Source organism: Mycobacterium sp. E3339 (assembly GCF_001666915.1).
In the GTDB taxonomy this organism is placed as follows: Bacteria; Actinomycetota; Actinomycetes; order Mycobacteriales; family Mycobacteriaceae; genus Mycobacterium.
On sequence record NZ_LZIZ01000257.1, the window covers coordinates 1 to 21,536 of the forward strand.

Annotated in this window: 25 protein-coding genes; 10 read left to right on the plus strand and 15 right to left on the minus strand. The window is 68.9% G+C overall.

Annotated features, from left to right (window positions below):
• From A5702_RS24730 to A5702_RS24740, 3 genes are all read left to right on the plus strand, one after another.
• Window positions 1-591, plus strand: a 591-nt coding sequence (locus A5702_RS24730; RefSeq protein ID WP_369817979.1) for an MMPL family transporter, incomplete at its 5' end; no start/stop codon positions are given.
• A 138-nt stretch (window positions 592-729) separates the two neighbouring features.
• Window positions 730-1,761 (plus strand): type 2 isopentenyl-diphosphate Delta-isomerase, encoded by a 1,032-nt coding sequence (gene fni, locus A5702_RS24735; protein ID WP_197281279.1) that lies wholly within the window; start codon window positions 730-732, stop codon window positions 1,759-1,761.
• A gap of 1 nt (window position 1,762) precedes the next feature.
• On the plus strand, window positions 1,763-3,013 hold the full coding sequence (locus A5702_RS24740) for a glycosyltransferase (RefSeq protein WP_055403973.1): 1,251 nt from the start codon (window positions 1,763-1,765) through the stop codon (window positions 3,011-3,013).
• Here the strand turns inward: A5702_RS24740 and A5702_RS24745 are convergent.
• The 6 genes from A5702_RS24745 to A5702_RS24770 all read right to left on the minus strand — a co-directional run bounded on the left by A5702_RS24745 (window position 3,010) and on the right by A5702_RS24770 (window position 6,647).
• Window positions 3,010-3,588, minus strand: coding sequence for a MarR family winged helix-turn-helix transcriptional regulator (locus tag A5702_RS24745; protein WP_055403972.1), 579 nt, complete (start codon window positions 3,586-3,588; stop codon window positions 3,010-3,012). The genes A5702_RS24740 and A5702_RS24745 overlap by 4 nt on opposite strands.
• 122 nt (window positions 3,589-3,710) lie before the next feature.
• Complete coding sequence (locus tag A5702_RS24750) at window positions 3,711-4,046, minus strand: DUF3140 domain-containing protein (RefSeq protein ID WP_055403995.1); 336 nt, start codon at window positions 4,044-4,046, stop codon at window positions 3,711-3,713.
• Window positions 4,047-4,065: 19 nt separating this feature from the next.
• Window positions 4,066-4,281 (minus strand): DUF2945 domain-containing protein, encoded by a 216-nt coding sequence (locus tag A5702_RS24755; RefSeq protein ID WP_055403971.1) that lies wholly within the window; start codon window positions 4,279-4,281, stop codon window positions 4,066-4,068.
• A 16-nt stretch (window positions 4,282-4,297) separates the two neighbouring features.
• Window positions 4,298-5,746 (minus strand): DUF2867 domain-containing protein, encoded by a 1,449-nt coding sequence (locus A5702_RS24760; RefSeq protein WP_068224637.1) that lies wholly within the window; start codon window positions 5,744-5,746, stop codon window positions 4,298-4,300.
• Window positions 5,747-5,750: 4 nt separating this feature from the next.
• Window positions 5,751-6,173, minus strand: coding sequence for a hypothetical protein (locus A5702_RS24765; protein WP_055404344.1), 423 nt, complete (start codon window positions 6,171-6,173; stop codon window positions 5,751-5,753).
• Window positions 6,174-6,353: 180 nt separating this feature from the next.
• Window positions 6,354-6,647: a lipopolysaccharide assembly LapA domain-containing protein gene (locus A5702_RS24770; RefSeq protein WP_055404342.1), complete on the minus strand. Its 294-nt coding sequence runs from the start codon at window positions 6,645-6,647 to the stop codon at window positions 6,354-6,356.
• Window positions 6,648-6,733: 86 nt separating this feature from the next.
• Here A5702_RS24770 and A5702_RS24775 point away from each other — a divergent pair, with 86 nt between their 5' ends.
• Entirely contained in the window at window positions 6,734-6,952 is a 219-nt protein-coding gene (locus A5702_RS24775) for a hypothetical protein (protein WP_156669745.1), read from the plus strand.
• Here A5702_RS24775 and A5702_RS24780 read toward each other — a convergent pair.
• Genes A5702_RS24780 through A5702_RS24815 form a run of 8 tightly spaced genes read right to left on the minus strand, consistent with a single transcriptional unit; the run spans window position 6,925 to window position 14,421 of the window.
• A complete protein-coding gene (locus A5702_RS24780) occupies window positions 6,925-7,935 on the minus strand; it encodes a DUF5914 domain-containing protein (RefSeq protein ID WP_055404338.1) in 1,011 nt (336 codons plus the stop codon). The genes A5702_RS24775 and A5702_RS24780 overlap by 28 nt on opposite strands.
• On the minus strand, window positions 7,932-9,461 hold the full coding sequence (locus A5702_RS24785) for an NAD(P)/FAD-dependent oxidoreductase (RefSeq protein ID WP_055404337.1): 1,530 nt from the start codon (window positions 9,459-9,461) through the stop codon (window positions 7,932-7,934). Before A5702_RS24785 ends, A5702_RS24780 begins: the two co-directional genes overlap by 4 nt.
• Window positions 9,458-10,183 carry a class I SAM-dependent methyltransferase gene (locus tag A5702_RS24790; RefSeq protein ID WP_055404335.1) on the minus strand — a complete coding sequence of 242 codons (726 nt, stop codon included), beginning with the start codon at window positions 10,181-10,183 and terminating at the stop codon, window positions 9,458-9,460. Before A5702_RS24790 ends, A5702_RS24785 begins: the two co-directional genes overlap by 4 nt.
• Complete coding sequence (locus A5702_RS24795) at window positions 10,170-10,481, minus strand: lycopene cyclase domain-containing protein (RefSeq protein WP_055404333.1); 312 nt, start codon at window positions 10,479-10,481, stop codon at window positions 10,170-10,172. The genes A5702_RS24790 and A5702_RS24795 overlap by 14 nt, the downstream gene beginning before the upstream one ends.
• On the minus strand, window positions 10,478-10,801 hold the full coding sequence (locus tag A5702_RS24800) for a lycopene cyclase domain-containing protein (protein ID WP_055404331.1): 324 nt from the start codon (window positions 10,799-10,801) through the stop codon (window positions 10,478-10,480). Before A5702_RS24800 ends, A5702_RS24795 begins: the two co-directional genes overlap by 4 nt.
• On the minus strand, window positions 10,798-11,754 hold the full coding sequence (locus A5702_RS24805; protein ID WP_055404329.1) for a phytoene/squalene synthase family protein: 957 nt from the start codon (window positions 11,752-11,754) through the stop codon (window positions 10,798-10,800). The genes A5702_RS24800 and A5702_RS24805 overlap by 4 nt, the downstream gene beginning before the upstream one ends.
• The gene (crtI, locus tag A5702_RS24810) at window positions 11,751-13,277 is read right to left on the minus strand and encodes a phytoene desaturase family protein (RefSeq protein ID WP_068224640.1); all 1,527 of its coding nucleotides are present in this window, start codon (window positions 13,275-13,277) and stop codon (window positions 11,751-11,753) included. Before crtI ends, A5702_RS24805 begins: the two co-directional genes overlap by 4 nt.
• Before the next feature lie 28 nt (window positions 13,278-13,305).
• The gene (locus A5702_RS24815) at window positions 13,306-14,421 is read right to left on the minus strand and encodes a polyprenyl synthetase family protein (RefSeq protein ID WP_055404350.1); all 1,116 of its coding nucleotides are present in this window, start codon (window positions 14,419-14,421) and stop codon (window positions 13,306-13,308) included.
• 248 nt (window positions 14,422-14,669) lie between these two features.
• Here A5702_RS24815 and A5702_RS24820 point away from each other — a divergent pair, with 248 nt between their 5' ends.
• The 6 genes from A5702_RS24820 (at window position 14,670) to A5702_RS24845 (ending at window position 20,509) form a co-directional block, all read left to right on the plus strand.
• Window positions 14,670-15,179, plus strand: a complete 510-nt coding sequence (locus A5702_RS24820; protein WP_055404327.1) for a MarR family winged helix-turn-helix transcriptional regulator — start codon at window positions 14,670-14,672, stop codon at window positions 15,177-15,179.
• Between the two features lie 762 nt (window positions 15,180-15,941).
• A complete protein-coding gene (locus tag A5702_RS24825; RefSeq protein WP_055404324.1) occupies window positions 15,942-16,979 on the plus strand; it encodes a sulfate ABC transporter substrate-binding protein in 1,038 nt (345 codons plus the stop codon).
• Window positions 16,976-17,866 (plus strand): sulfate ABC transporter permease subunit CysT, encoded by an 891-nt coding sequence (gene cysT, locus A5702_RS24830; RefSeq protein WP_068224622.1) that lies wholly within the window; start codon window positions 16,976-16,978, stop codon window positions 17,864-17,866. Before A5702_RS24825 ends, cysT begins: the two co-directional genes overlap by 4 nt.
• Window positions 17,863-18,681, plus strand: coding sequence for a sulfate ABC transporter permease subunit CysW (gene cysW / locus A5702_RS24835; protein ID WP_055404320.1), 819 nt, complete (start codon window positions 17,863-17,865; stop codon window positions 18,679-18,681). The genes cysT and cysW overlap by 4 nt, the downstream gene beginning before the upstream one ends.
• A 15-nt stretch (window positions 18,682-18,696) precedes the next feature.
• A complete protein-coding gene (locus A5702_RS24840; protein WP_068224624.1) occupies window positions 18,697-19,776 on the plus strand; it encodes a sulfate/molybdate ABC transporter ATP-binding protein in 1,080 nt (359 codons plus the stop codon).
• 55 nt (window positions 19,777-19,831) lie between these two features.
• Window positions 19,832-20,509, plus strand: coding sequence for a phosphodiesterase (locus tag A5702_RS24845; protein ID WP_068224643.1), 678 nt, complete (start codon window positions 19,832-19,834; stop codon window positions 20,507-20,509).
• Here the strand turns inward: A5702_RS24845 and A5702_RS24850 are convergent, their stop codons facing one another.
• The gene (locus A5702_RS24850) at window positions 20,510-21,487 is read right to left on the minus strand and encodes a hypothetical protein (RefSeq protein WP_068224627.1); all 978 of its coding nucleotides are present in this window, start codon (window positions 21,485-21,487) and stop codon (window positions 20,510-20,512) included. It lies immediately after the preceding gene.
• Between the last annotated feature and the right edge of the window lie 49 nt (window positions 21,488-21,536).

Sequence of the window (21,536 nt, forward strand, 5' to 3'; positions counted from 1 at the left end):
GTAACCGGACGGCGCTCGTGGCTGTTCGCGCTGGGCGCCGCGCTCGCGGGCATCGTCTTCATCGTCCTGGTCGGCGCGAACGCCGCGGCCGGCCAGGCCCCGCTGTCGGTGCCGACCAGCTCGGATTCGGCCCGGGTCGACGCGATGGCCCGCCAATTCCCCGGTGGGGACCGGCTGCCACTGATCGTGGTGGTCAGCCGCGCCGACGGCGCCGCACTCCGCCCGGCCGACGTCGCCGCCGCCCAAGCGGCCCGCGATCGCGTGCAGGCCGCCGCGCAGCCGGGCGACGCCCCCGCACCGGCGCAGGTATCCGCCGATGGCAAGGCCGCCATCGGGGTGGTGCGCGTCTGCGCCGACCTGTCGGGGCTCGCGCTCGGCGACGCGGTCGCGAACCTGCGCAAGGCCGCGGCCACCGGCCTGCCGGCGGAGCTGCGCGCCCACGTCACCGGCGGCCCGGCGTTCGGCGCCGACCAGGACGATGAAGACGATGCCCGCGAGCGCGGCGCCCAGCGCGAACAGCCACGAGCGCCGTCCGGTTACGGCCGCGGCGACGCCATCCCACACCATGAGAGAAGTCTTTCAGTGTGTTAAACATTAATCAACTGAAATTTCGCATCGCCGCGCATAAGCTGGGCGGTACGCAACAAGGGGCACTATGGACATTATGGACGCGAGGGGGCGCGGGTGAGCCGCGCCGAGGTGCCGGCCGTGACGTCCGAGCCGGCGCCGATGACCACTCGCAAGCGGCGGCACATCGATGTCTGCCTCGGCGAGCAGGTGAACTATGAGCACGTCAGCACCGGGTTGGAGCGCTACCAACTGCCCTACAACGCGCTGACCCAGACCAGCCTCGGGGACATCGACCTGTCGACGAAGTTTCTCGGTGGAAACCTGCGGGCCCCGCTTCTGATCGGTGCGATGACCGGCGGTGCCGAGCTGTCCGGGACGATCAACCGGAATCTGGCGGCGGCCGCTCAGCAACTCGGCATCGGGATGATGCTCGGCTCGCAACGAATCATGCTGGACAGCGCGATGGGGGAGCGGGCCGCGGCCAGTTTCGCGGTTCGCGACGTCGCCCCCGATGTCTTGTTGTTCGGCAACATCGGCCTGGCCCAGCTGACCAAGGACGTCGTGCCCGATCTCGCCAAGGCCCTCGACCGGGTGGGCGCCGATGCGCTTGCGGTGCACACCAATCCGCTGCAGGAGGCGATGCAGCGCAACGGTGACACCGACTTCTCCGGATCGCTGGACAGGCTGCGGGATGCGGCCGACGCGATCGACTGCCCGGTGCTGCTCAAGGAGGTCGGTCACGGGATCGGCGGCGCGGCCGCCGCGGAACTCGTTGGGGCCGACGGGGACCTGCCGGTTTCCGCCATCGACGTCGCGGGCGCCGGCGGAACCTCGTGGTCACGCGTCGAGCAGTTCGTCCGCTACGGCGAGCTTCGTTACCCGCACCTGGCCGATTGGGGCATTCCGACCGCGCGGGCGATCGTCGAGGTACGTGAGGTGCTGCCGGACATCGGATTGGTGGCTTCCGGCGGCATTCGCACCGGCATGGACGCGGCCAAGGCGATCGCCCTGGGCGCCGACGTCGTCGCCGTGGCTCGACCGCTGCTGCCCGCGGCGATCGAATCCGCTGGGGCAGTGGTCGATTGGCTGCAGCCGTTCATCGACGAGCTTCGGGTCTGTCTGCACGGCTGTGGTGCCGCGAGCCTTTCGGGGCTGCGCTCCGTCGACCTCACGCCCGCGCCGTCGCCCTGACATGGCGGTGATACTGGCCTACGGCTCGCCGGCCCTGGGTCACCTGCTGCCGGTCGGCGCGCTGCTGGCCGAGCTGGCCGGCCGTGGTCACCAGGTTCACGCGCGCACCATGTCGGCGGGCGTGCCGACGCTGTGCGCCGTCGGCGTCCACGCCGGTCCGGTCGACCCGGACATCGAGGCGATCGTCAGCGAAGACTGGAGGGCGCGAAACGCGCTGGGGGTGTTGAAGTTAACGATCGACGTGCTCTGCCGTCGTGCGGTGCTCGAAGTCCAGGATTTGCGGCGCGCGGTGGATGCGGTCCGGCCCGATGCGATCATCGTGGACGCGAACTGCTGGGGGGCGATGTCGGCCGCCGACGCCGGCGACATCCCGTGGTTGGTCTTCTCGCCGTTCACGCCGTACCTGCGGTCTCGCGGCGTGCCGCCCTTCGGTCCGGGGCTGCGCCCGCTGCCGGGCCTGCTCGGCGACGCGCGGGACGCCTCCGTGCGGCCGATCGTGCGGCATCTGTTCGACCGGCCGATGTTGCCGCGGGTCAACGTCATTCGCGCCGAGCTGGGGCTGCCGCCCGTCGCGTCGGTCGACGGCTTTCTGCGGCGAGCGCCGCTGCTACTGGCCGTCGGCGGCGAGCCCTTCGAGTACCGGCATCCCGGCTGGGCCGGTTTGGTTCACCACATCGGCGCGTGCGCATTCGAACCGGCGGAGGCCGTCACGCCGGATTGGGTGAGTGCCATCGAGCGGCCGGTGGTGCTGGTGAACACCTCGTCGATCAGGCAGTCCGACGCCGAGCTGGGGCGGATTGCGTTGCGCGCGTTGGCCGATGAGCCCGTCCACGTGGTGGCGACCTTCCCGGCGGGCATTCCCCCGGATCTGCCGCGACCATCCAACGCGACCATATGCCGCTTCGTCCCGCACGGTGCGGTACTGCAGCGGGCCGGCTGCGCCATCACCCACGGCGGGATGGGAACGACGCTGAAGGCCCTCGACCGCGGCGTGCCCGTCTGCGTCGTGCCGTTCGCGCGGGACCAGGCCGAAGTCGCCCGCCGGGTGGAAGTCGCTCGCTGCGGCACCCGCCTGACGGCCAAACATCTCAGCCCGGCGCGGTTGAGGGCGAAGGTGCGCGCGGCGATGACGATGCGGGACGGCGCGCGGCGAGTGGCCGAAGGATTCGCCGCAACCGGGGGTGTTGCCCGCGGGGCCGACCTGATCGAGCAGCGGGTGCTGGGGCCCGCAGCCCGGCGGCCGGTGCGCTAGGCCGGGCGATCGCCGGTCTTGGACACGGCACGGCGCCTGGTTTTGGCTGGTTTGGTGTCGTTCTCGGGCGGCTTGCGGGCCGCTCCGCCGAGTTGCTCCTCGAAGGTGACCATCGCCTCCGTCATCGCCGTGAAAACCCGGTGCGCCGCGAGCAGATCGCGGTCGGGCACGTCGGCGAGGGCCTTGTGCAATTCCGCCCCGAGCGGGGTGAAAAACGAGCGGGCCAACGCCATGCCCGGTTCCTCGTAGCGCAGCAGTGTCTTGCGCCGGTCGGTGGGATCGGGCTCGCGCCGGAGGTGGCCGGAGTCGATCATCCGGTCCACCAGATAGGTGATGGCCGCGGGCGACACGTCCAGGCGCTGTCGCAGCTGCGCCGGCGTCATCGGTGTTCCGGCCGTTTCGGCAACCATGATGTGCAGCAAGGCGTGTAAGTCGGTGCCGCCGACGTCGTTTTGACGGGCGAAGTGCCGGCCGATGCGGTCCGAGTGCGCCGTGAGTGCGCGCATGTCGGCCGACATCAATTTCTCGAGTTCGGCTCGGTTCATTCGCCGATCGACGGCGCCGCGCTTGGTCACTTATCGGTGTCCTTCTTGCGAGATACGCCGACTAGCGTATCGGCGATCGCTACGCGCGACCCACGTACCCCGGCAAGTGTCTCGCATTTTCTGCCCGATCGGCCGGTGATTCGCCGAGCGGGTTACTCCTTCGTCGGGTCGTGGCCCCAATTCATCAGCGAGTACCGCCAAGCGCTCTCGTCGACATCGCCCGTGGGGCGTTGCGCCAAATGGCGCTTGGCATAACCGACCACCTTGCGCATATGCGCGAAATCGTCGCCGGTGAGATCGCTCCGCTTGGCCCTGAGTATGTCGACAATGCGCCGACCGCTGGCGTGACCGGTCGACTCGTCGCCGCCCCGCTTTTGGCCCACATTTCGCGACTGCTCGGTGGCAAGCCAGTGCTCCAGTTCGGTCGGGGTCATGTTGACCGTTTCCCGGAAGCGATCCCAGGTGGTTGCCTCGTCATCGTCTGCCATCATCCATCGCCTGTTCGGTTCAGTCCGCGGGGCGCAACGCGCTCGGCTTGTGCACCGCGTCCGCGCCGGTCTTGTCGCTGCGAACCTTGTACTGAGGTTCGTCTTTGGACGCGCGCACGGTGCGTCCGGCGGCCTCGGTGTCCGAGGTGATCTCGCCTTCGACCGTTCCCCGCACGGTGCTGCCGTGGCTCTTCCACTCGACCTTGTCGCCCTTGTGAAACTTCCGGTCACTCATGTCGCTTCTCCGTTCATCAATGCGCCGTGGCCGTGACGTCGCGTGCGATGCCGCCGAACACCACATCGCGGTAGGGTGCCGATGCGTTCCAAAAAAGCTGTCCCGCAAGTCCATACGGCTGGAACAACGCCCGCTGGCGGTACAGCGAGCCGCCTCTGTCGTCCGGTGTCGCGGACAGCTCCAGCCATAATCGCCCCGGCAGCGGGATGTCGGCGCGCAGCCGAAGCCGCCGGGGCGCGTCGATGCGCTCCACGCGCCACCAATCCAGGGCCTCGCCTTCATGCAGCTCCTGCCCGTCGAGGGGGTGGCGCCGCGGCCGGACCATGCGCAGCGCCCCGTTGATCCAGCCGCGCAGCGGCCATTCCAACGGGAGCGCCGACCAGTTGCGCTGAGCGACGGCGGTTTGGATGGCCCGCCAAAGCGTTTCGGCATCGGTGCGGCCATCGCGTTGGCGCAGATCCTCATACAGCGACCCACCCGCCCACTCCGGGTCGGTGGGCAGCGGCTGCGAAGGCGCGCCGTTCGCGTCGCCGCGGGACCACCGGGTGCGCAGGTCCTTTTCGCGCACGTGCGCCAGCGCGAGTTCGACGGCCTCCTCGTAGTGCGTCAGCCCGCCGTCGGGATCGGGTATGTAGCGGGCGATGTCGTGGTCGGCGCACACCACGTCGTTTTCCAGCGACTCCATCAGCGACACGGCCAGCTGGCGGGGCAGGGGAGTGAGCAGGTCCACCCAGGGCGCCGACAGCCGCGGGGTCAGCAACGGCACCGGCACCGCGGGGCGCCTGGGCAACCCCGCGATCACGGCGTACTTGCGGATCATTTCGGTGTAGGTGAAGCGGTCGGGGCCGCCGATGTCGAATGGCCGGTTGACCTCGGCGGGCAGTTCCGCCGCGCGCACCAGGTAGTAGAGCACGTCGTGGACGGCGATGGGTTGGACGCGGGTGCGCAACCAGCGCGGCGCGACGATGACCGGCAGCCGCTCGGTGAGGTACCGCAGCATCTCGAAGCTCGCCGATCCCGCCCCGATGACGGCGGCGGCGCGCAATTCGACGGCGGGCACACCCGAAGCCAGGAACAGCTTGCCCACCTGCGCGCGAGACGCCAGATGATCGGACAGCTCCTGCCCGTCGGGCGTGATGCCCCCGACATAGACGATGCGCGACACGCCCGCCTGGGCCGCGCACTCGGCGACGTTGCGGGCGGCGCGCTCGTCGAAGTCGACGAAGTCGGGTCGCATCAGCGAATGCACCAGGTAGTACAGGACTTGGCGCCCCTCGAGTGCCCGCCGCACCGCGCCCGCATCGATGACGTCGCCCTGCACGACCTCCACCCGATCGAGCCAGGAAACCCCGTCGAGCTTCGCGGGGTCCCTCGCCAGAACGCGCACGCTGTGCCCGTTTTCGAGCAACCGGGGGATGAGCCGCGTGCCCAGGTATCCCGTGGCGCCGAACACGACGCAATGCATCAATTCACTCCTTCGCCGAGTGGTCGGTGGGGGCGGCGGTGTGTGCCGGGTGGTCGTGCGTGCGCCGACTCTCCTTCAGCTGCGCTTCGTAGAGGTGTCGGCGGCCGCCGGTGAGCCGGCTACGCACCAGGTGCTCGACTTCTTGGAAGCACCGGTAGTAGCCGTCGTCGTAGTCGTCGACGACCTGAAACGTCCACCGGCCCGGTAACACGTTGCGCCCGATCAATTCGTGGCTGATGTGTTGCGCCAGATCGGAGTGTCCGAGGTCGCGCAGCTGCGCGACCGCTTCGTCGAGTTGCAGGTCGGCGCGCCCGGTCAGCTGGTGGAACGAGTAAAGGTGTCCCCGGGCGCGCTCGACGGTCTCCAGAGCCTCGGTGAGCTTGCCCACCGCCCGCGCGACGGCTTCGCTTGCACCGTTGTCGCCCATGGTCCCTCCCCAATCCGTGGCTGTCGCATTCCCGCTGAAACGAGGCCCGAATCCCCCGCAATGGGCCCATTAAGTTAATTAACTTAATATTTAAGTTACTGGCAAATCCGCGTTTGCGCCAGGGGCGGTCCCTCGTGAGCGCTTGTCAAGCAAGGGCTTTGCTTTGCGCGGGCGAGGGGATCAAAGCGGACGCAGCTGCTTCTTGGCGGCCCTGCGCAGCTGGATCATCCGGGCGGCGCCGACTAGCACCGTCGTGGTCGCGCCCGCGACCGCCGACAACAGGTAGCCCACACCCACCGGCAGGTTCCAATGGAAACCGAGGAAGTGCACCGTTACCGATTCGGTGTTCTGCGCGACGAAAACGAGCAGAACGATGAGGATCAACAGGCCGACGACAAGCGCCCACCACGCCGCCGCTAGTCGGGTGAAGGATCGAGATGACGGCTTGGGGGAAACGCTCGACTCAGTGCTCATGCTGGTGACTAGCCCCCAGCGCCGGCTGTCAAACCCGTTTAATCGGCCCATGGTGGGGTATGTGGCCTGCGATGACTATGAGAGAGATGCCCCAGCGCGTCTGGCGCGGCCGGCGCAAAGTCGTGCGCCTACAGCGGGATTTGTGGCTCGCGCAGATCGCCCTGTGGCCGGCCTTGGTTCTGTCGGCCATTGCGCTGTCGGTGGGCACGTGGGCGTTGTGGCGCCGCAAGTCCCGGGCGCCGCAACCCGATGCGGCGGCCCCGCCGACGGAGTCAGGTCAGGCGAGCCCGGCGCGGACCTGGTAGCGGCGTTCGGCATAGGCGAGATCGTCGCGCCACAGTCTGCTTGCGGTGAGGCGCATCAGCGGCGTGATCAGCGGGGCGACGCGTGACGCACGCCGGAAGCCGGGGCGGTCCGAATGGGCGATGGTCGCCTCCAGGACGGCGGTCCGGGGATGTCCGTCGGGTCCCGAACCCATTGGCGTGGCATGTGTCTCGACGGTGCTTCCGCTTCCCTCGCCGTCCACGATGCGCATCACGATGGTGCGTGCCTCCGGGCAGCTGAACTCCGCGATGACGGGGACGCCCAGGCGGCCCATCCGGAACGTCACCGCCACCAGGAAGCGATCGGCGTGTTCGGTTGGCGTGGTGAGCACTTCGAGACGCGTGAACGAGTACGGGTGGAACCAGGCGCCATGCCACGGGTCGAGCCGGTTGGCGATGATGTCGTCGGGCTCGCACACCCCAGCCATGCGGGCAACGGCGGCCAGCGTCTCGCCGGCCGGCCGGGCCGGGATCACGGGCTCCGGCAACGGGGCCTCCCCGCCGGCTTTGTCGAGTCGCACCCAGACCAGGGTCCCGTCGTCGTGGCCTGGCAGTGGGCTCCAACCGAATTCGCGGCCGTGGCCATCCAAAGCCAGCCCATGCCATCGGCAGATCAGGGTGCCGTCGTGCACTGTCCCGGTGGCCAGATCGGCCCCCAGGTGCGGGCAACTGCGGGGGCCCACACAGAGCCGGTGGTCGCCGTCGCGCCAGGCGACGATCTCGACCCCGGCCACCCGCGCGCCGAACGGCCGCCCCGGCCGCACGTCGGCACTGCCGGCGAACGCGAACCAGTTTCCGGTGGGCCGTTGCCGGGCCCGTTCCAGCGCGCCCTCGATGATCGCGGGTTGCGCCTCCCGGTAGGTTGGGCGTTGCTCGGCCCACGGCGCGCGCGGGATCACCTGCAGGGGCCAGTCTTTGGGCCACGCGGCGGGCCGCAGCTGCTGTAGCTGTTCGCGAATATTCATCGTCGGGCGGCTCCTTCCCGGGTGGCGAGCCATCGCAGCAGGGGTGATCGGCCACGGGTGGGTACGGTGACCAACGGGTGCCCGGCCAGCCCCCATCCTCCCAGCAAATGGTTGGCGGCGCACCAACCCGTGGTGGCGGCGCGCTCCATGAGCGCCACCGGCAGGTCGATGCGGACGGCGTCGCCGGCCAACAACAGCCCGGGTTGCGGCGTTACCACCGCGGGACGGGCCGAATAGGACCCGGGGGCGAACAGCGGGCAATCGCTGCGGTGCAGCAGCCGTTCGCAAACGATCTGCGCCGCAGCGGTTTCCGGGTACACCTTGTGCAGCTGGCGCAGCGCCGCCGCGCGCGACGGCGCGGCATCGAGGGCGTAGGAGTGCAGTTCGACCACCGATCCACGATGCGCGCGCGCCCACTCGGCGGCTTCGCGCTCGTAACGCTCGAGCACGCTGATGTTGTCCAGCGGCTCGTGACCGGCGGTGCCCAGGAACGCCGGTCGCCGGTCCGCGACCGGGCGATCGAGCCACAACCGATGCACGGCGAACGGCGGCGCCGTGCGCAGCCGCGCGACCTGGGCGCGCCAGTCATCGGTCCCCAGCCCCGTCGATGCACCGACGACGCGCTGCAGGCCGGCCACGTCGGTGGCCAGCACCACGGCGTCGGCCTCCACGTCGTCACCCGAATCGGTCTGCACCCGGAAGGATCCCGCCGTCTCGATGTCGATGCGCGACGCGCCGGTCCCGAGCCGGAAGCGCACGCCCCGAGCCTCGAGGTAGCGCCGCAGCGGCTGCCACAGGGCGCTGTCGTAGTTCGACGTGGGCACGTCGAAGATCAGGCCCTCGGAGGAGCCCAGGAAGTAAATGTGAAACATCGTCGCCAACTCGGCCGCCGAAAGCTTCGACGGGTCGGCGAAGAAGCTGCGCGAGAACACCTCGAACGCCAGATGCCTTGCGGCCTCGGGGAATCGGATGCTCTTCAAGAACGTTGCCGCGTCGAAGTGGTCCAGGCGCTCGTAGATGTCCGGAACCGACACCGCGGCCAGCGGCGCGGCAGCCCGGGCGTCGATCGCCAGGAAGTCGCGAAGCCGGAAGGTGGGGCTGCGCGCGGCGAAGGCCAACGCGTTCCACGGCGGGGTGCGCGGCAGCCCCCGGAAGGTGTCGCGCCGGCCGGCGCCGTCGATCAGGGGGTAGTCGTCGACGGCGGTGAGCATCCGCAGCTGCGGATCGATGCGCCCGAGCAGGGCACGCAGGTTGTAGTACTGGCGGAAGAACGCGTGGAAGCCGCGGTTCATCGCCAGCGCGGCGCCATCCTGGTGCTCGGTCCAGCCGCCCACCCGGCCGCCGAGGTAGGCCTCCCGCTCGATCACCTCGACGGCGACGCCGCGTTCGGCCAGGCCGGTGGCGGCGGTCAGCCCCGCGATGCCGCCTCCCACGACGACCACCCGGGGTCGTGATGCCAGCGCGCCGGCGTCGGGCAATCCGGTTGGCGCCGGCCGTGTCTCGCGCCGGCGGTCGGTGACGTTCATAGCGGGGCGTCCGCCAGGAACGTGTGCACGATGTTGGCCTCCCAGCCGGGCATCGTTTCGCTGTGCACCGCGGTGAAGCCCGCATCGGCGAGGCGCTCGCGGAATCGCGCCGCGCCGTCGAACCGCAGCACGCTGCGCCACAGGTAGCGGTACAACGTCGCGTCCCCGGTGCGCCACCACCCGGCGGGAATGATGATGCCCCAGCACACGGCGTGCCAGATGCGGGTGGCGACCGGCGAATCGCGCACCGAGTACTCGTGCACCGCCAGGGTGGCGCCGGGCCGCAGCAGCGCCCGAAGCTTCCGCAATTGACCGTCCCGGTCGGCGAGGTTGCGGATCAGGTACGCGGCCAGGATGCCATCGAATGGCCCGCGGATGCCGTGCTCCGCCAGCTGCTCGACGGGGGTGTGCACGAACCGCACCGACGGTGGCCAGTCCTTCGCGGCCGCGGCATCGAGCATGCCCCGCGACGCGTCGACGGCCACGATCTCGGCCTCGGGGGCGACGGCCAGCAGCGCTGCCGTCGACGCGCCGGTGCCGCACCCGGCGTCGAGCAACCGTAAGCCCCTGCCGCGGTCCGGGATTCGCAGGCGGCGCGCGGACAGCAGCAGGTGTTCGTGGTAGCCGGGGCTGGAGCCCACCAGCCGGTCGTATGCCGTCGCCCCCGCGTCGAAGGCGGCCGACAATTCACCGGGGGTGGGCCGGGCTTCACCGACGCGCACGTTGGCGTTCCCAGAGCAGTAGCACCGCGGTGGCCAGCGCGAAGCCGAACAAGAAGTCCTCGACCGGGATGTCGAACGGGAAGCGCAGGCCGGTGATCTGGTGAGGGTTGTAGCGGACGATCGGGGAGCTGAGCTTGGTCAGCCAGCCATCGACCGGAATCTGGAATCCGAGAATTATCAGCATCGACAGCCAGTAGGCCGGTCGCCGGAAGAGGCCGGTGCGCAGGACCGCCAATTCCCATGCGCAGACTGCCAATACGGCCGCGACGGCCGGCACCGTGTAGCCCAGGCCGGTCATCGGCGGTGGACCCGGTCCAGGATGGTGCTCACGGCGTTGTAGGTCAGCAGCGCGCAAATCGGGATGACGACGAAGAACAGCACCTCTTCGATCGGCACCCGGAACGGGATGTTCACGCCGGTGATGTAGGCGGCGTCGTACGTCCATACGTGTGCGGCGATGGCGATCTCGTCCCAGAGCAGGAACACCGCGGTCACCGGCGCGACCGCCTTCGCGAGCCGCCGCCACTGCCGGTAGATGCCGGGACCGAACATCTCCAGGGGCGCGGTGATCGCCAGGCATGCCGCCAGAACCAGCAGATATTGCCAGCGATCGGTCATGCGGCCCCCGGGGCATCCGAAACACCGGGCGAACTGTTGCGCGCCCGCCACGACCGTATCAGCCCCACACCGGCCACCTGGAGTCGTCGGGCCCGGCCGACCGTGGCCCGGTGGGCGAACACCGCGAAGTCGCTTTTCTCGATGCGGTCCAGGATTTCGGAGTACAACGCCGCCGCGGTGGCCACGCAGGGTTGTGAGCGCGGGCTGAGCATGGCGATCCCGTTGGCGGCGAAACGGTATGTGTCCCGGGCGATCTCGTGCTGGGCCGCCAGCGCCTCGCGGACCCGTGGGTCGGTACGGCGGTGCTGGTGACACCAGGTCAGCAGCTCGCGATCGACTCCGTGGGCGGCGAGTTCGTCGGCCGGCAGGTAGACCCGCTGCCGCAGCAGGTCTTCGTCGACATCGCGCAGGAAGTTGGTGAGCTGGAACGCCCGGCCCAGCGCCGCGGCATAAGGCGCGGCCTCCTCGACCGACGTGACGGTGCCGAGGACCGGAAGTACCTGCAGCCCAATGGCTTCGGCGGACCCGCGCATGTAGAGGTTGAGCGCCCCGCGGTCGGGATAGTCGGTGATGGTGAGGTCCATCCGCATCGACGCCAGGAAGTCGTCGAACAACTCGGTCGCGATCCGGTACCGGCGCGCGGTGTGGGTGACCGCGGCGAGCACGGGATCGTCGAGATGGTCTCCGCCGGCGAAGAACTTCTCGGCCAGCTGCTGCAGGCGCATGCCGCGAACGTCGGTGCTCAGCTGCGGGTTCAGGTCGTCGAGGATGTCGTCGGCGTAGCGCGCAAACCCGTAGAGGGCGTGCACCGCCGGTCGTTGGTCGGGCGCCAGCAGGCGGGTGGCCAGAAAGAAGGTGCGGCCGTGTGCGGCATTGAGTTCCCGGCAGCGCCGGTACCCGTCGCGCAGCCGCGGATCGTCGATTCCGGCCGCGTCCAACTCGCTGCGGATCATGTCAGCCCGGCTTTCAGGTCGTGGTGCGTCGTCGTGGCCCGGCCGGCATTGGGGCCGGTGATGCGGTCGGCGGCCAGCCGGCCCGAGATCAGCGTGGTGGGCACGCCGACGCCGGGCACCGTTGACGACCCGGCGAGCACGGCGTTCTCGACGCCGCGGACCATGTTGGCCGGCCGGAATGGACCCGTCTGCCCGAAGGTGTGCGCCAGCGCGAACGGGCTGCCCGCGGCCATGCCCTGGCGCGCCCAGTCGGCCGGCGTGACGACGTCCAAAACCGTTGCGTCGTCGGCCAACCCGGGCAGCAGCCGGGCGGAGACATGCTCGATGAGGGTGTCGACGTACGGGGTGCCGACAGCGCCCCAGTCGATGGCGCCGCGATCGAGATTCGGCGCCGGGGCCAGTACGTAAAGCAGGTCGCGTCCGTCCGGGGCGAGCGTCGGGTCGCTCGCCGTGGGACGGGTGACCAACAGCGACGGATCCCGCATCGGCCGTCCATCGCGAATGATGTCGGTGAAGGTCTGATCCCAGGATTCACCGAACAGGATCGTATGGTGCGCCGCCCCGGACGCCGCGCGGCGGCAGCCCAGGTGGGCAACCACCGCCGACGGTGCCGCCCGCAGCCGCACGGGTCGGCGCGGTGTGCGTCCCAACAGTTCGTAGGTCTTCGGCAACTCGGTGGTCAGGACCACCGCGTCGCAGGCGATGGGATCCGTGCGATCCGTCCGCACGGCCGTCACCCGCCCGGCGGTGCGGTCGAGCCCGGTAACCGTGGCGCCGTAGCGGAATTCGACCCCGGCGCCGGCCGCCGCCGCGGCCAACGCGTCGGGCAGCGCGCGGACGCCGCCGCGCGGAAAGAACACCCCCGCGACGGTGTCCATGTAGGCGATGACCGCGTAGACGGCCAGGGCGTTTCGCGGCGCCACGCCCGCGTACAGCGACTGGAAGGTGAACACCCGCTGCAGCCGGGCGTCGCTGAGGTGGCGCTTGACCACGCGATCCCACTTGCGGAAACCGCCGATCGCGACCAGCCGTGCCAACTGCGGTGTGAGCAACGACAACGGGGAATCGAAATTGGCGGCGATGAACCCGTCGAACTCGATCCGGTACAACCGTTTGAGCCATTCGCGCAGTCGCCGGTAGCCCGCTGCCTCGCCGACGCCGGCGAACTCTTCGATGGCGGTCGTCATCCGCTCCGGATCGGTGTGCACGTCGAGCGCGCTGCCGTCGGCGAACACCGCCCGGTAGGCCGGATCGAGCGGCAGCAGCTCCAACCGGCCGGACAAGCTTTGACCCACCGCCGCCAAAGTGTCGTCGATGATGTCCGGCATCGTCAGGACGGTGGGCCCGGTGTCGATGCGGTAGCCGTCGATGTCGAGCCGCCCGGCGCGCCCGCCGGGCCAGGGCTCGCGCTCGACCACGGTGACCGTGCGGCCCCGGCCGGCCAGGTGCAATGCGGCGGACAGTCCCGCCAGGCCGGCGCCGACCACCACCACGTGCTCGCTGCGTCCTTCGATGGTCCGCATCTTTACCATGCTCCCAAATTCATCGCGCTCATTCGGCACGATCCGTACAGGCGGTCGCCATGTGGTCCAGCGCGGCCCGGACCGGCTCGTCGATCGAGGTGTCGCCGAGGTGTTCGCGGGCGGCCGCGACCCGGTCGCTGATCATCTCCTCGATCAGGTTCAGGGCCCCGGTCCCGACGATCAACGCTTTCCATCGGTCGAGCGCGTCGTCGCCAAGGATGTGGCCGTTCATCAGTTCGGTCAATTCGGCGCGGGTCGGCGGATCGGCCAGCTGGTGAGCGGTCACCACGACGCTGGTTGCCTTGCGCTCCAACAGATCTCCGGCACAGGGCTTCCCGGTGGTCGAGGGCGAGCCGAAGACGCCCAGCACGTCGTCGCGCAGCTGGAACGCCTCTCCGACGGCGGTGCCGTACCGGCCGAGCTGGGTCAGCGTCCGGTCGTCGCAATCGGACATCGTCGCGCCGATCTCCAGCGGCCGCCGCACGGTGTAGTTGCCCGACTTTCGGCGCGCCACATCCAGCACGGCCTCCAGCGTCGGCATGTGCCGAACGTCGCTCGTCAGGTCGGCGAACTGGCCCACCGCCAACTCGGTGCGCATCGTGTCGTACCGGGGCCACGCCCGGCGCAAACCCCGGGCGTCGACGCCGCTCTCGCGCAGCATCTGCTCGGACCAGATGAGGCAGAGGTCGCCCAGCAGGATGGCGGCCGATTCGCCGAACCGCCGTGACGAGCCCGATAGCCCGCGCTCGCGATGCCATTGGGCGAATTGCCGGTGCGCCGCGGGGCGGCCCCGGCGTTCGGCCGAACCGTCCATGACGTCGTCTTGCAGCAGCGCAAAGACGTGCAGCAACTCGAAACTGGCGGCGGCGCGCAACGCCGCGGCACCGGGCGCGGCGCCGCAGAGCCATCCCAGGTACACGAAGGTCGACCGCAGGCACTTGCCGCCCGAGGTGAAGTCGAGCAGGATTTCGCCGGCGGCGTCGACGCGGGTGTCGCCCAGCTCGAATCGCCGCGGCTCGAGGAAGTCGGCGAGGTGGGCGAGAACTCCCCGCCGCACGTCAGCACGCCACTCTTCGAAGCGGGCGGTGCCGGCCCATTCCGCCGGGCGGGCCGGCGACTCGGTTGTCAACGACAAAGCACCCATCTTGGCCACGCGCTCCCTCCCGGACGGCTGGCATTCCCAGGTTAGGACGGCCCAAACACCGCGGTCATACCCGCTGCTCGGACCGGCAAAACGGCCTCGCGGTCACGCTCGGGTCGCCCATCACCTTCAGTTACTTAAACATTAACTTACTGAAGTTCATGGCGCTGCGCCAGTCCTAGGGCGCTCGCCGGGGAGGCGTTTCAGGTAATTAACCATTAACCAACTGAAATTTCCCCGCGTTCGGGGATATGCTGCACACCGTTATGGACGCTGATGAGCAGCGCCGCCGACGCGACGCGCTGGAGTCGCTGATCACCGCCGATCTGCGGGAGATATCAACCGAATCAGACCAGATCGGACGGCAGTTCGCGGCATCACACCGGTTGCGGCCCAATGACTTTCGCGCGCTGATGTACGTCACGGTGGCGGAGCTCGCGGGACGTCCGATGACCTCCGGTGACCTCAGCCAGCGGATGGGCCTGTCCGGTTCGGCCATCACCTACCTGGTGGATCGGCTGATCGATTCCGGCCACATTCGTCGGGATTCCCACCCCGATGACCGCCGAAAGGTGGTCTTGCGACACGGCGAATCCGGTCTGGCCACCGCCCGGTCGTTCTTCAGTCCCCTCGGCGAACACACCCATGTTGCCCTCGAGGAGCTGCCCGACACCGATTTGGCCGCGGCGCATCGCGTGCTCGGCGCGCTGATCGACGCGATGCGCCGATTTCAAGGGGATCTGGGCAGCGCCGAGCCATGATCGTTTCGCCTGGACCCGGGCGGTTTGGCGGTGCCTCCCGCGGGTAACCACGGCCCAATAACGTGTCCGCGAATCCCTCGGACGGATGTGAGGGGTGGTGGGGCGCGCGCAGAACCAGCCGCCACAAGCCGTCGGGAGGAACGCGCATGATCGGCCGGCACGTCTGAAGTCCATTTCCATCATCGTGACTTTTTTACGTCCTCGCCCAAGGGACGACGCCGCAACCATCGGGGCCCGGCCGTCGCCGCGTCCGCGCCGAGCGGCGTCGCCCGCGTCCGCCAGCCGGTCGAGTCTCCGCGCGCTCGGCCGGCCCGCCCGGCGAGTCCGGCGGTCACCGGGGCGTCCTCACGCTGTGGCTTTATCGTGTTGCCTGCGAATTCGGGTTCACGCCGAGCTGCGCGCGCACGCTGCGGCGGGCTGGCGTTGCTGGAAGGCACGCCCGGCGGGGTCCACGTTTTGAACCGTCCGGCCGCCGGGTGGGTGTTACGCGTCGGTAAACGGGCCGTCGGCCACCCGAAACGTCGCCTGGCTTAATGGCGGTCGCGTCCGCCACGCGGCGCCCCTGTCGACCCGCGAAGCCACCCGCGCATTGTTACGCTTCGGGCCATGCGCGTCGCACGGGATGTTTGCTCGGTGGTCGTGCGCTGTTGTCGTTGCTGACCCTCCCGCGCGCGGACCGGATCACTTCACCCCGGTGACGGTCGAGACGCCCATCCGCAGCTACGGGACGCATGGATCACGCTCCGCCCCGGAAGGCCATCAATGTTCAGCAGCACCAGCAGCGCCCGGCGCGGGCGGCGACTCGCCGCCCTCGCCGGTTTGATCGGGCTCGTCACCGCATGTGGCGGGGGTGCCAGCGATGCCGTGGGCGGCGGCGGACCGACGAGCGCGAACACCAAGATCACCCTGGTCGCCTACTCGGTCCCCGAACCCGGTTGGAGCAAGATCATTTCCGCGTTCAACGGCTCGGCCGAGGGCAGGGGCGTGCAGGTGGTCGCGTCGTACGCCGCCTCGGCCGACCAGTCTCGCGGCGTGGTGGAAGGCAAACCGGCCGACGTCGTGAACTTCTCGGTCGAGCCTGACATCACCCGATTGGTCAGGGCGGGCAAGGTTTCCGCGGATTGGGACAAAGACGCCAGGAAAGGCATTCCGTTCGGATCTGTGGTGACTTTGGTTGTGCGCAAGGGGAATCCGAAGAACATTCGGGATTGGGACGACTTGCTGCGGCCCGGCATCGAGGTGGTCACGCCCAGCCCGCTGAGCTCGGGTTCGGCCAAATGGAACCTGGTTGCCCCGTACGCGGCCAAGAGCGGCGGTGGGACGGATACCGCAGCCGGCATCGAATTCATCAGCAAGCTGGTTCACGAACACGTCAAGCTGCGGCCCAGTTCGGGGCGGCTGGCCACCGATGTCTTCGTGGAAGGCAGTGGCGACGTGCTGATCAGTTACGAGAACGAGGCGATCGCCGTTGAGCGGCAAGGCAAGCCGGTCGAACACATCACCCCGTCGCAGACGTTCAAGATCGAGAACCCGCTGGCCGTCATCGCGACGAGTCAACACCTCGACGCCGCGATCGCCTTCGCGAACTTCCAGTACACGGCGGCGGCGCAACGGATATGGGCCGAGGCCGGCTTTCGGCCGGTCGAGCCGGCCGTGGCGGACAAGTTCCGCGGTTTGTATCCCGTGCCGATGAAGTTGTGGACGATCACCGACCTCGGCGGCTGGGCCAACGTCGATCGGCAGCTGTTCGACAAGAGCACCGGCAGCATCACCAAGGTTTACCTGAAGGCCACGGGATGACGGCCGCCGTCATCCCGGACCCGGAGGCGATCCGGCCCGAACTCGCCCCGCCCGGCATTCGGCCGCCCCACCGGCCGCCGGCCCGCCCTCCCGGCCCATCGGGCGGAATGCCGCTCGGAGTCGGGATAGCGGGCCTGTGGCTCTCGCTGATCGTGCTGCTGCCGTTGGCCGCGATCGCCTGGCAGGCCGTGGGTGGGGGCTGGGAGGCCTTCTGGCTGGCCATCACCTCGCACGCCGCGCTGGAGTCGTTCAGGGTGACGCTGATGGTCTCCGTGGTCGTCACGATCATCAACCTGGTGTGCGGCCTGGCGACCGCCTGGGTGCTGGTGCGCGACGACTTCATCGGCAAGGGCGTGCTCGATGCCATCATCGACCTGCCGTTCGCGTTGCCCACCATCGTCACCAGCCTGGTGATGCTCGCCCTCTACGGCAAGAACAGCCCGATCGGTCTCCATCTGCAGCACACTCCGCCGGGCGTCACGGTGGCGTTGATCTTCGTGACACTGCCCATGGTCGTGCGCGCGATTCAGCCGGTGTTGCTGGAGATCGACCGCGAAGTCGAGGAGGCGGCCGCGTCATTGGGTGCCACCGGCCCGAAGGTGTTCACGTCGATCGTCTTGCCGTCGCTGCTTCCGGCGCTGCTATCCGGTGCGGGCCTGGCGTTTTCGCGCTGCATCGGCGAATTCGGCTCGGTGATGACGATCGGTGGACAGGTGCCCGGCAAGACGGAGGTGTCCTCGCAATGGATCCGCGCCCTGATCGAGAATGACGACCGGACCGGCGCCGCCGCGATATCGATCGTGTTGCTGTCGATTTCGTTCGCCGTGCTGTTCCTGTTGCGCATCGTCGGTGGCCGCAGGGCCCGCCGTGAGGAGAAAGCCCCGTGACGCCGGTGAGCTGGGGCCGTTACCTGACGCGGTTCGCGGTGCTGATCTACCTCGGCGTGATGCTGATCGCTCCGGTGGCGATCATTCTGTGGCGGACGTTTCGACCCGGCGTCGGCCAGTTCTACGACTGGATAACCACGCCGGCGGCGATCTCGGCGTTGCAGCTGTCGCTGCTCGTGGTGGCCGTCGTCGTTCCGCTGAATGTCATCTTCGGGGTGCTGGTCGCACTCTTGTTGGCCCGCGGCCGATTTCGCGGCCGGGGCGTGTTGCAGACGGTCGTCGATCTCCCGTTCGCGGTCTCGCCGATCATCGTGGGCGTCGCCCTGATCGTGTTGTGGGGTTCGGCCGGGTTGTTGGGCTTCGTCGAAAAGGATCTCGGCATCACGATCATTTTCAGCACCCCCGGCATCGTGCTGGCCAGTATCTTCGTCACGCTGCCGTTCGTGGTGCGCGAGGTTCAGCCGGTACTCCAAGAGGTGGGTATCGAGCAGGAGCAGGCGGCCGCCACCCTCGGTTCCCACTGGAGGCAGACGTTTTGGCGGATCACGTTGCCGTCGATTCGATGGGGGCTGGTATATGGCATCGTGCTCACCACCGCCCGGACCCTCGGGGAATTCGGCGGGGTGATCATGGTGTCGTCCAATCTCCCGGGGGAGTCGCAGACCCTCACGCTGCTGGTCAACGACCGCTACAACCGGGGGGCGGAGTACGGCGCCTACGCCCTGTCGACGTTGATGATGGGCGTGGCGATCACATTCCTGATTGTCAAGGTAGTTCTGCAGATTCGCCGAGCGCGCGCGAAAATCGAGGTTTGACAAGGAGACTCGGACATGACTCAGAGCAGCAATCCCGACTCGCATGCGATCACGGTGCGCGATGCTTACAAACGCTATGGCGACTTCGTCGCCCTGGACCACGTGGACTTCGTCGTACCCACCGGCTCGCTGACGGCGTTGCTGGGTCCTAGCGGCTCGGGTAAGTCGACGCTGCTGCGCACGATCGCGGGCCTCGACCAGCCGGACAGCGGGACGATCACGATCGGGGATCGCGACGTGACGAACGTGCCGCCGCAGCGGCGCGGCATCGGCTTCGTATTCCAGCACTACGCCGCGTTCAAGCACATGACCGTCCGCGACAACGTCGCGTACGGTCTGAAGATCCGCAAACGGCCGAAAGCCGACATCAAGGCGAAGGTCGACCACCTGCTGGAGGTGGTGGGGCTCACGGGATTTCAGGGCCGCTACCCGAATCAGCTGTCCGGCGGCCAGCGTCAGCGCATGGCGCTGGCCCGGGCCCTGGCGGTGGACCCGCAGGTGCTGTTGCTCGACGAGCCGTTCGGCGCGCTGGACGCCAAGGTGCGCGAGGATCTTCGCGCCTGGCTGCGGCGCCTGCATGACGAGGTGCACGTCACCACCGTCCTGGTCACCCATGATCAGACGGAGGCGCTGGACGTGGCGGATCGGATCGCCGTGCTCAACAATGGGCGCATCGAGCAGGTCGGGTCGCCCAGCGACGTTTATGACTCCCCGGCCAACCCCTTCGTGATGTCGTTTCTCGGTGCGGTGTCCGAGCTCAACGGCGCCCTCGTTCGCCCGCACGACATCCGGGTGGGTCGCAACCCCCAGATGGCGATCGCCGGCGGTGACGGCAGCGCGGCATCCGTCGGCGTGGTGGCCGCGACCGTCGACCGGGTGGTCACATTGGGCTTCGAGGTGCGGGTCGAGTTGACCAGTTCCGCCAGCGGCGGGCCGTTCACCGCCCAGATCACCCGCGGTGACGCCGAAGCGCTGGCGCTGCGCGAGGGCGACACCGTCTACGTCCGAGCGACCCGCGTCCCACCGATCGGCCGTGCGGTCGCCCGGGCGACGGGCGGGGCCGACCACGACGAGACGACGCTGACATCCGCATGAGCGGGTGAGCAACGCCGGCGGGTTTCCGCCGTCCGGAAACGGGAACCCGCCGCCGGTGAGTGTTTCCGATCTGGTCGCGTTGCCCTTCCAATGGGGCTCCGCCCTCCGCGGCAAGCGGCTGTTCCATCCGGTCGGCGTGTTGGCGGACGGCTTCATCGAACGCCTGGCGCCCGCAAGCGAGGGGCTGCCGATCGCCTCGTCGGGAATCGTCGCGCGGTTGTCGAAGGCCAGCGGCACCCCGGGGGCGTTGCCCGACTTCATCGGCCTGGCCTTCCGGGTAACGCCGCTCCAGGGCGCGGGGCCCTGGGACGTCCTCGTCGTCTCCTCGGGTTCCGGGGTGCTGTCCCGGGCGCTGGCGCTGCGGCCGGCCATCTCGTGGAGCTCTCAGACGCTGACCACCCTGATGCCGCTGCACTACCAGGGCGACAACTGGTGGCTGCGGGCCCGGATCGTGAGCCGCATCGACGGACTTGGCCTCTCGCTGGAGAGCGTGCGAAAGCGGCTCGAACACGGCGAAATCGAGGTGTCGCTCGACCAGGCTTGCGGCAGTGGCGATTTCGCGCCGTTGGGCCGGCTCACGCTCACCGGTATCGTCGACCCCGAACGAGCGCATGACGTGTCGTTCGATCCCGTCGTCAACACCGCGCCGGGCCTGAGCCTGCATCCGCGGTGGCTCGCCGACCTACGCGCCCGGGCCTATCGGCGCAGCCGGCACGGCAGAGCCGCGGACTAGTCACGGCAGCGTGGTGATGGTGCCGGCCGTCTCGAGTTCGGTGTAATAGCCTCCGCCCGGGTAGAAGTCGGGCGTGGTCGTTCCCGCGATCATGTCCGCGATCCAGCCCCGCGTCAGGCCCCAGACCGCCGCGATGTTGTCCGGCTTGGGGCGGCCGCACACGAGGTTTTCGTAGCCCGGCGACGACGGGCCCAGCGCGTCGCCATGGGCGCCGGTCGTGATCTTGACGCCGTGAAAGGGCCGGTCCGCCAGGTACCGTTCGATGGCCTTGGTGCCGCGCTGAAAGAAGTTGCACAGCAGGTGCGGTGACGCCGTGGCGTATACGGGCAGGGTGGTGCCCGCCAGGCCCGCCAGCGCGTCGTCGGTGTTGGACCCGATGAACGACTTGACGCCGTCTTCGCTGACGATGCCGCGCAATTGGGTGAACGCCGCCGGGTAGGTGGTGTGCAGGCGCTCGGCGACGTATTCGACGGCCTCGGCCCCCGCCGAATGCCCCACGAAGACCATTTTCTCGGGCAGCGGCGGCACGGGGCGGCCGGCCGCAGCCGCGGCCGTCGCGAGGGACGTCGCCAACGCCCCGTGCGGATCGTCTTTGTGGGCAAAGACATCGGCGATGTTGCCCAGAAAGGCGGTGTTGTCGATCAGGTGTTCCACCGTGCAGCCGAGGGGATTGACGGTGGACAGTGTGGTGGCCAGCACGAGGTAACCGCTGTCGGCGACCTCGGTGGCGAAGGCCGACCACAGGCTCCTGCCCTCGACGAAGCCGTGTTGCAGCCACACCAGTCCCAGCGGGGGCGTGCTCGGGAAATACCATGTCGTCGGTACCGGTCGGGTCGCGCCGCGACATTCCACGTCGGTCGTGCTGTCCGCTTCGGTCGATTCGGCCCGGGCCTGACGCGGCGCGAGCACCAGCACGGCCACCGCGATGATGCCTATGATGGCCGCGCCGGTCCGACGGACCAGCGCACCGAAAATCATTAAGAAATTGAACCATCTCCGGCCCGGTATGGGGCCTGATCAGGCAAAA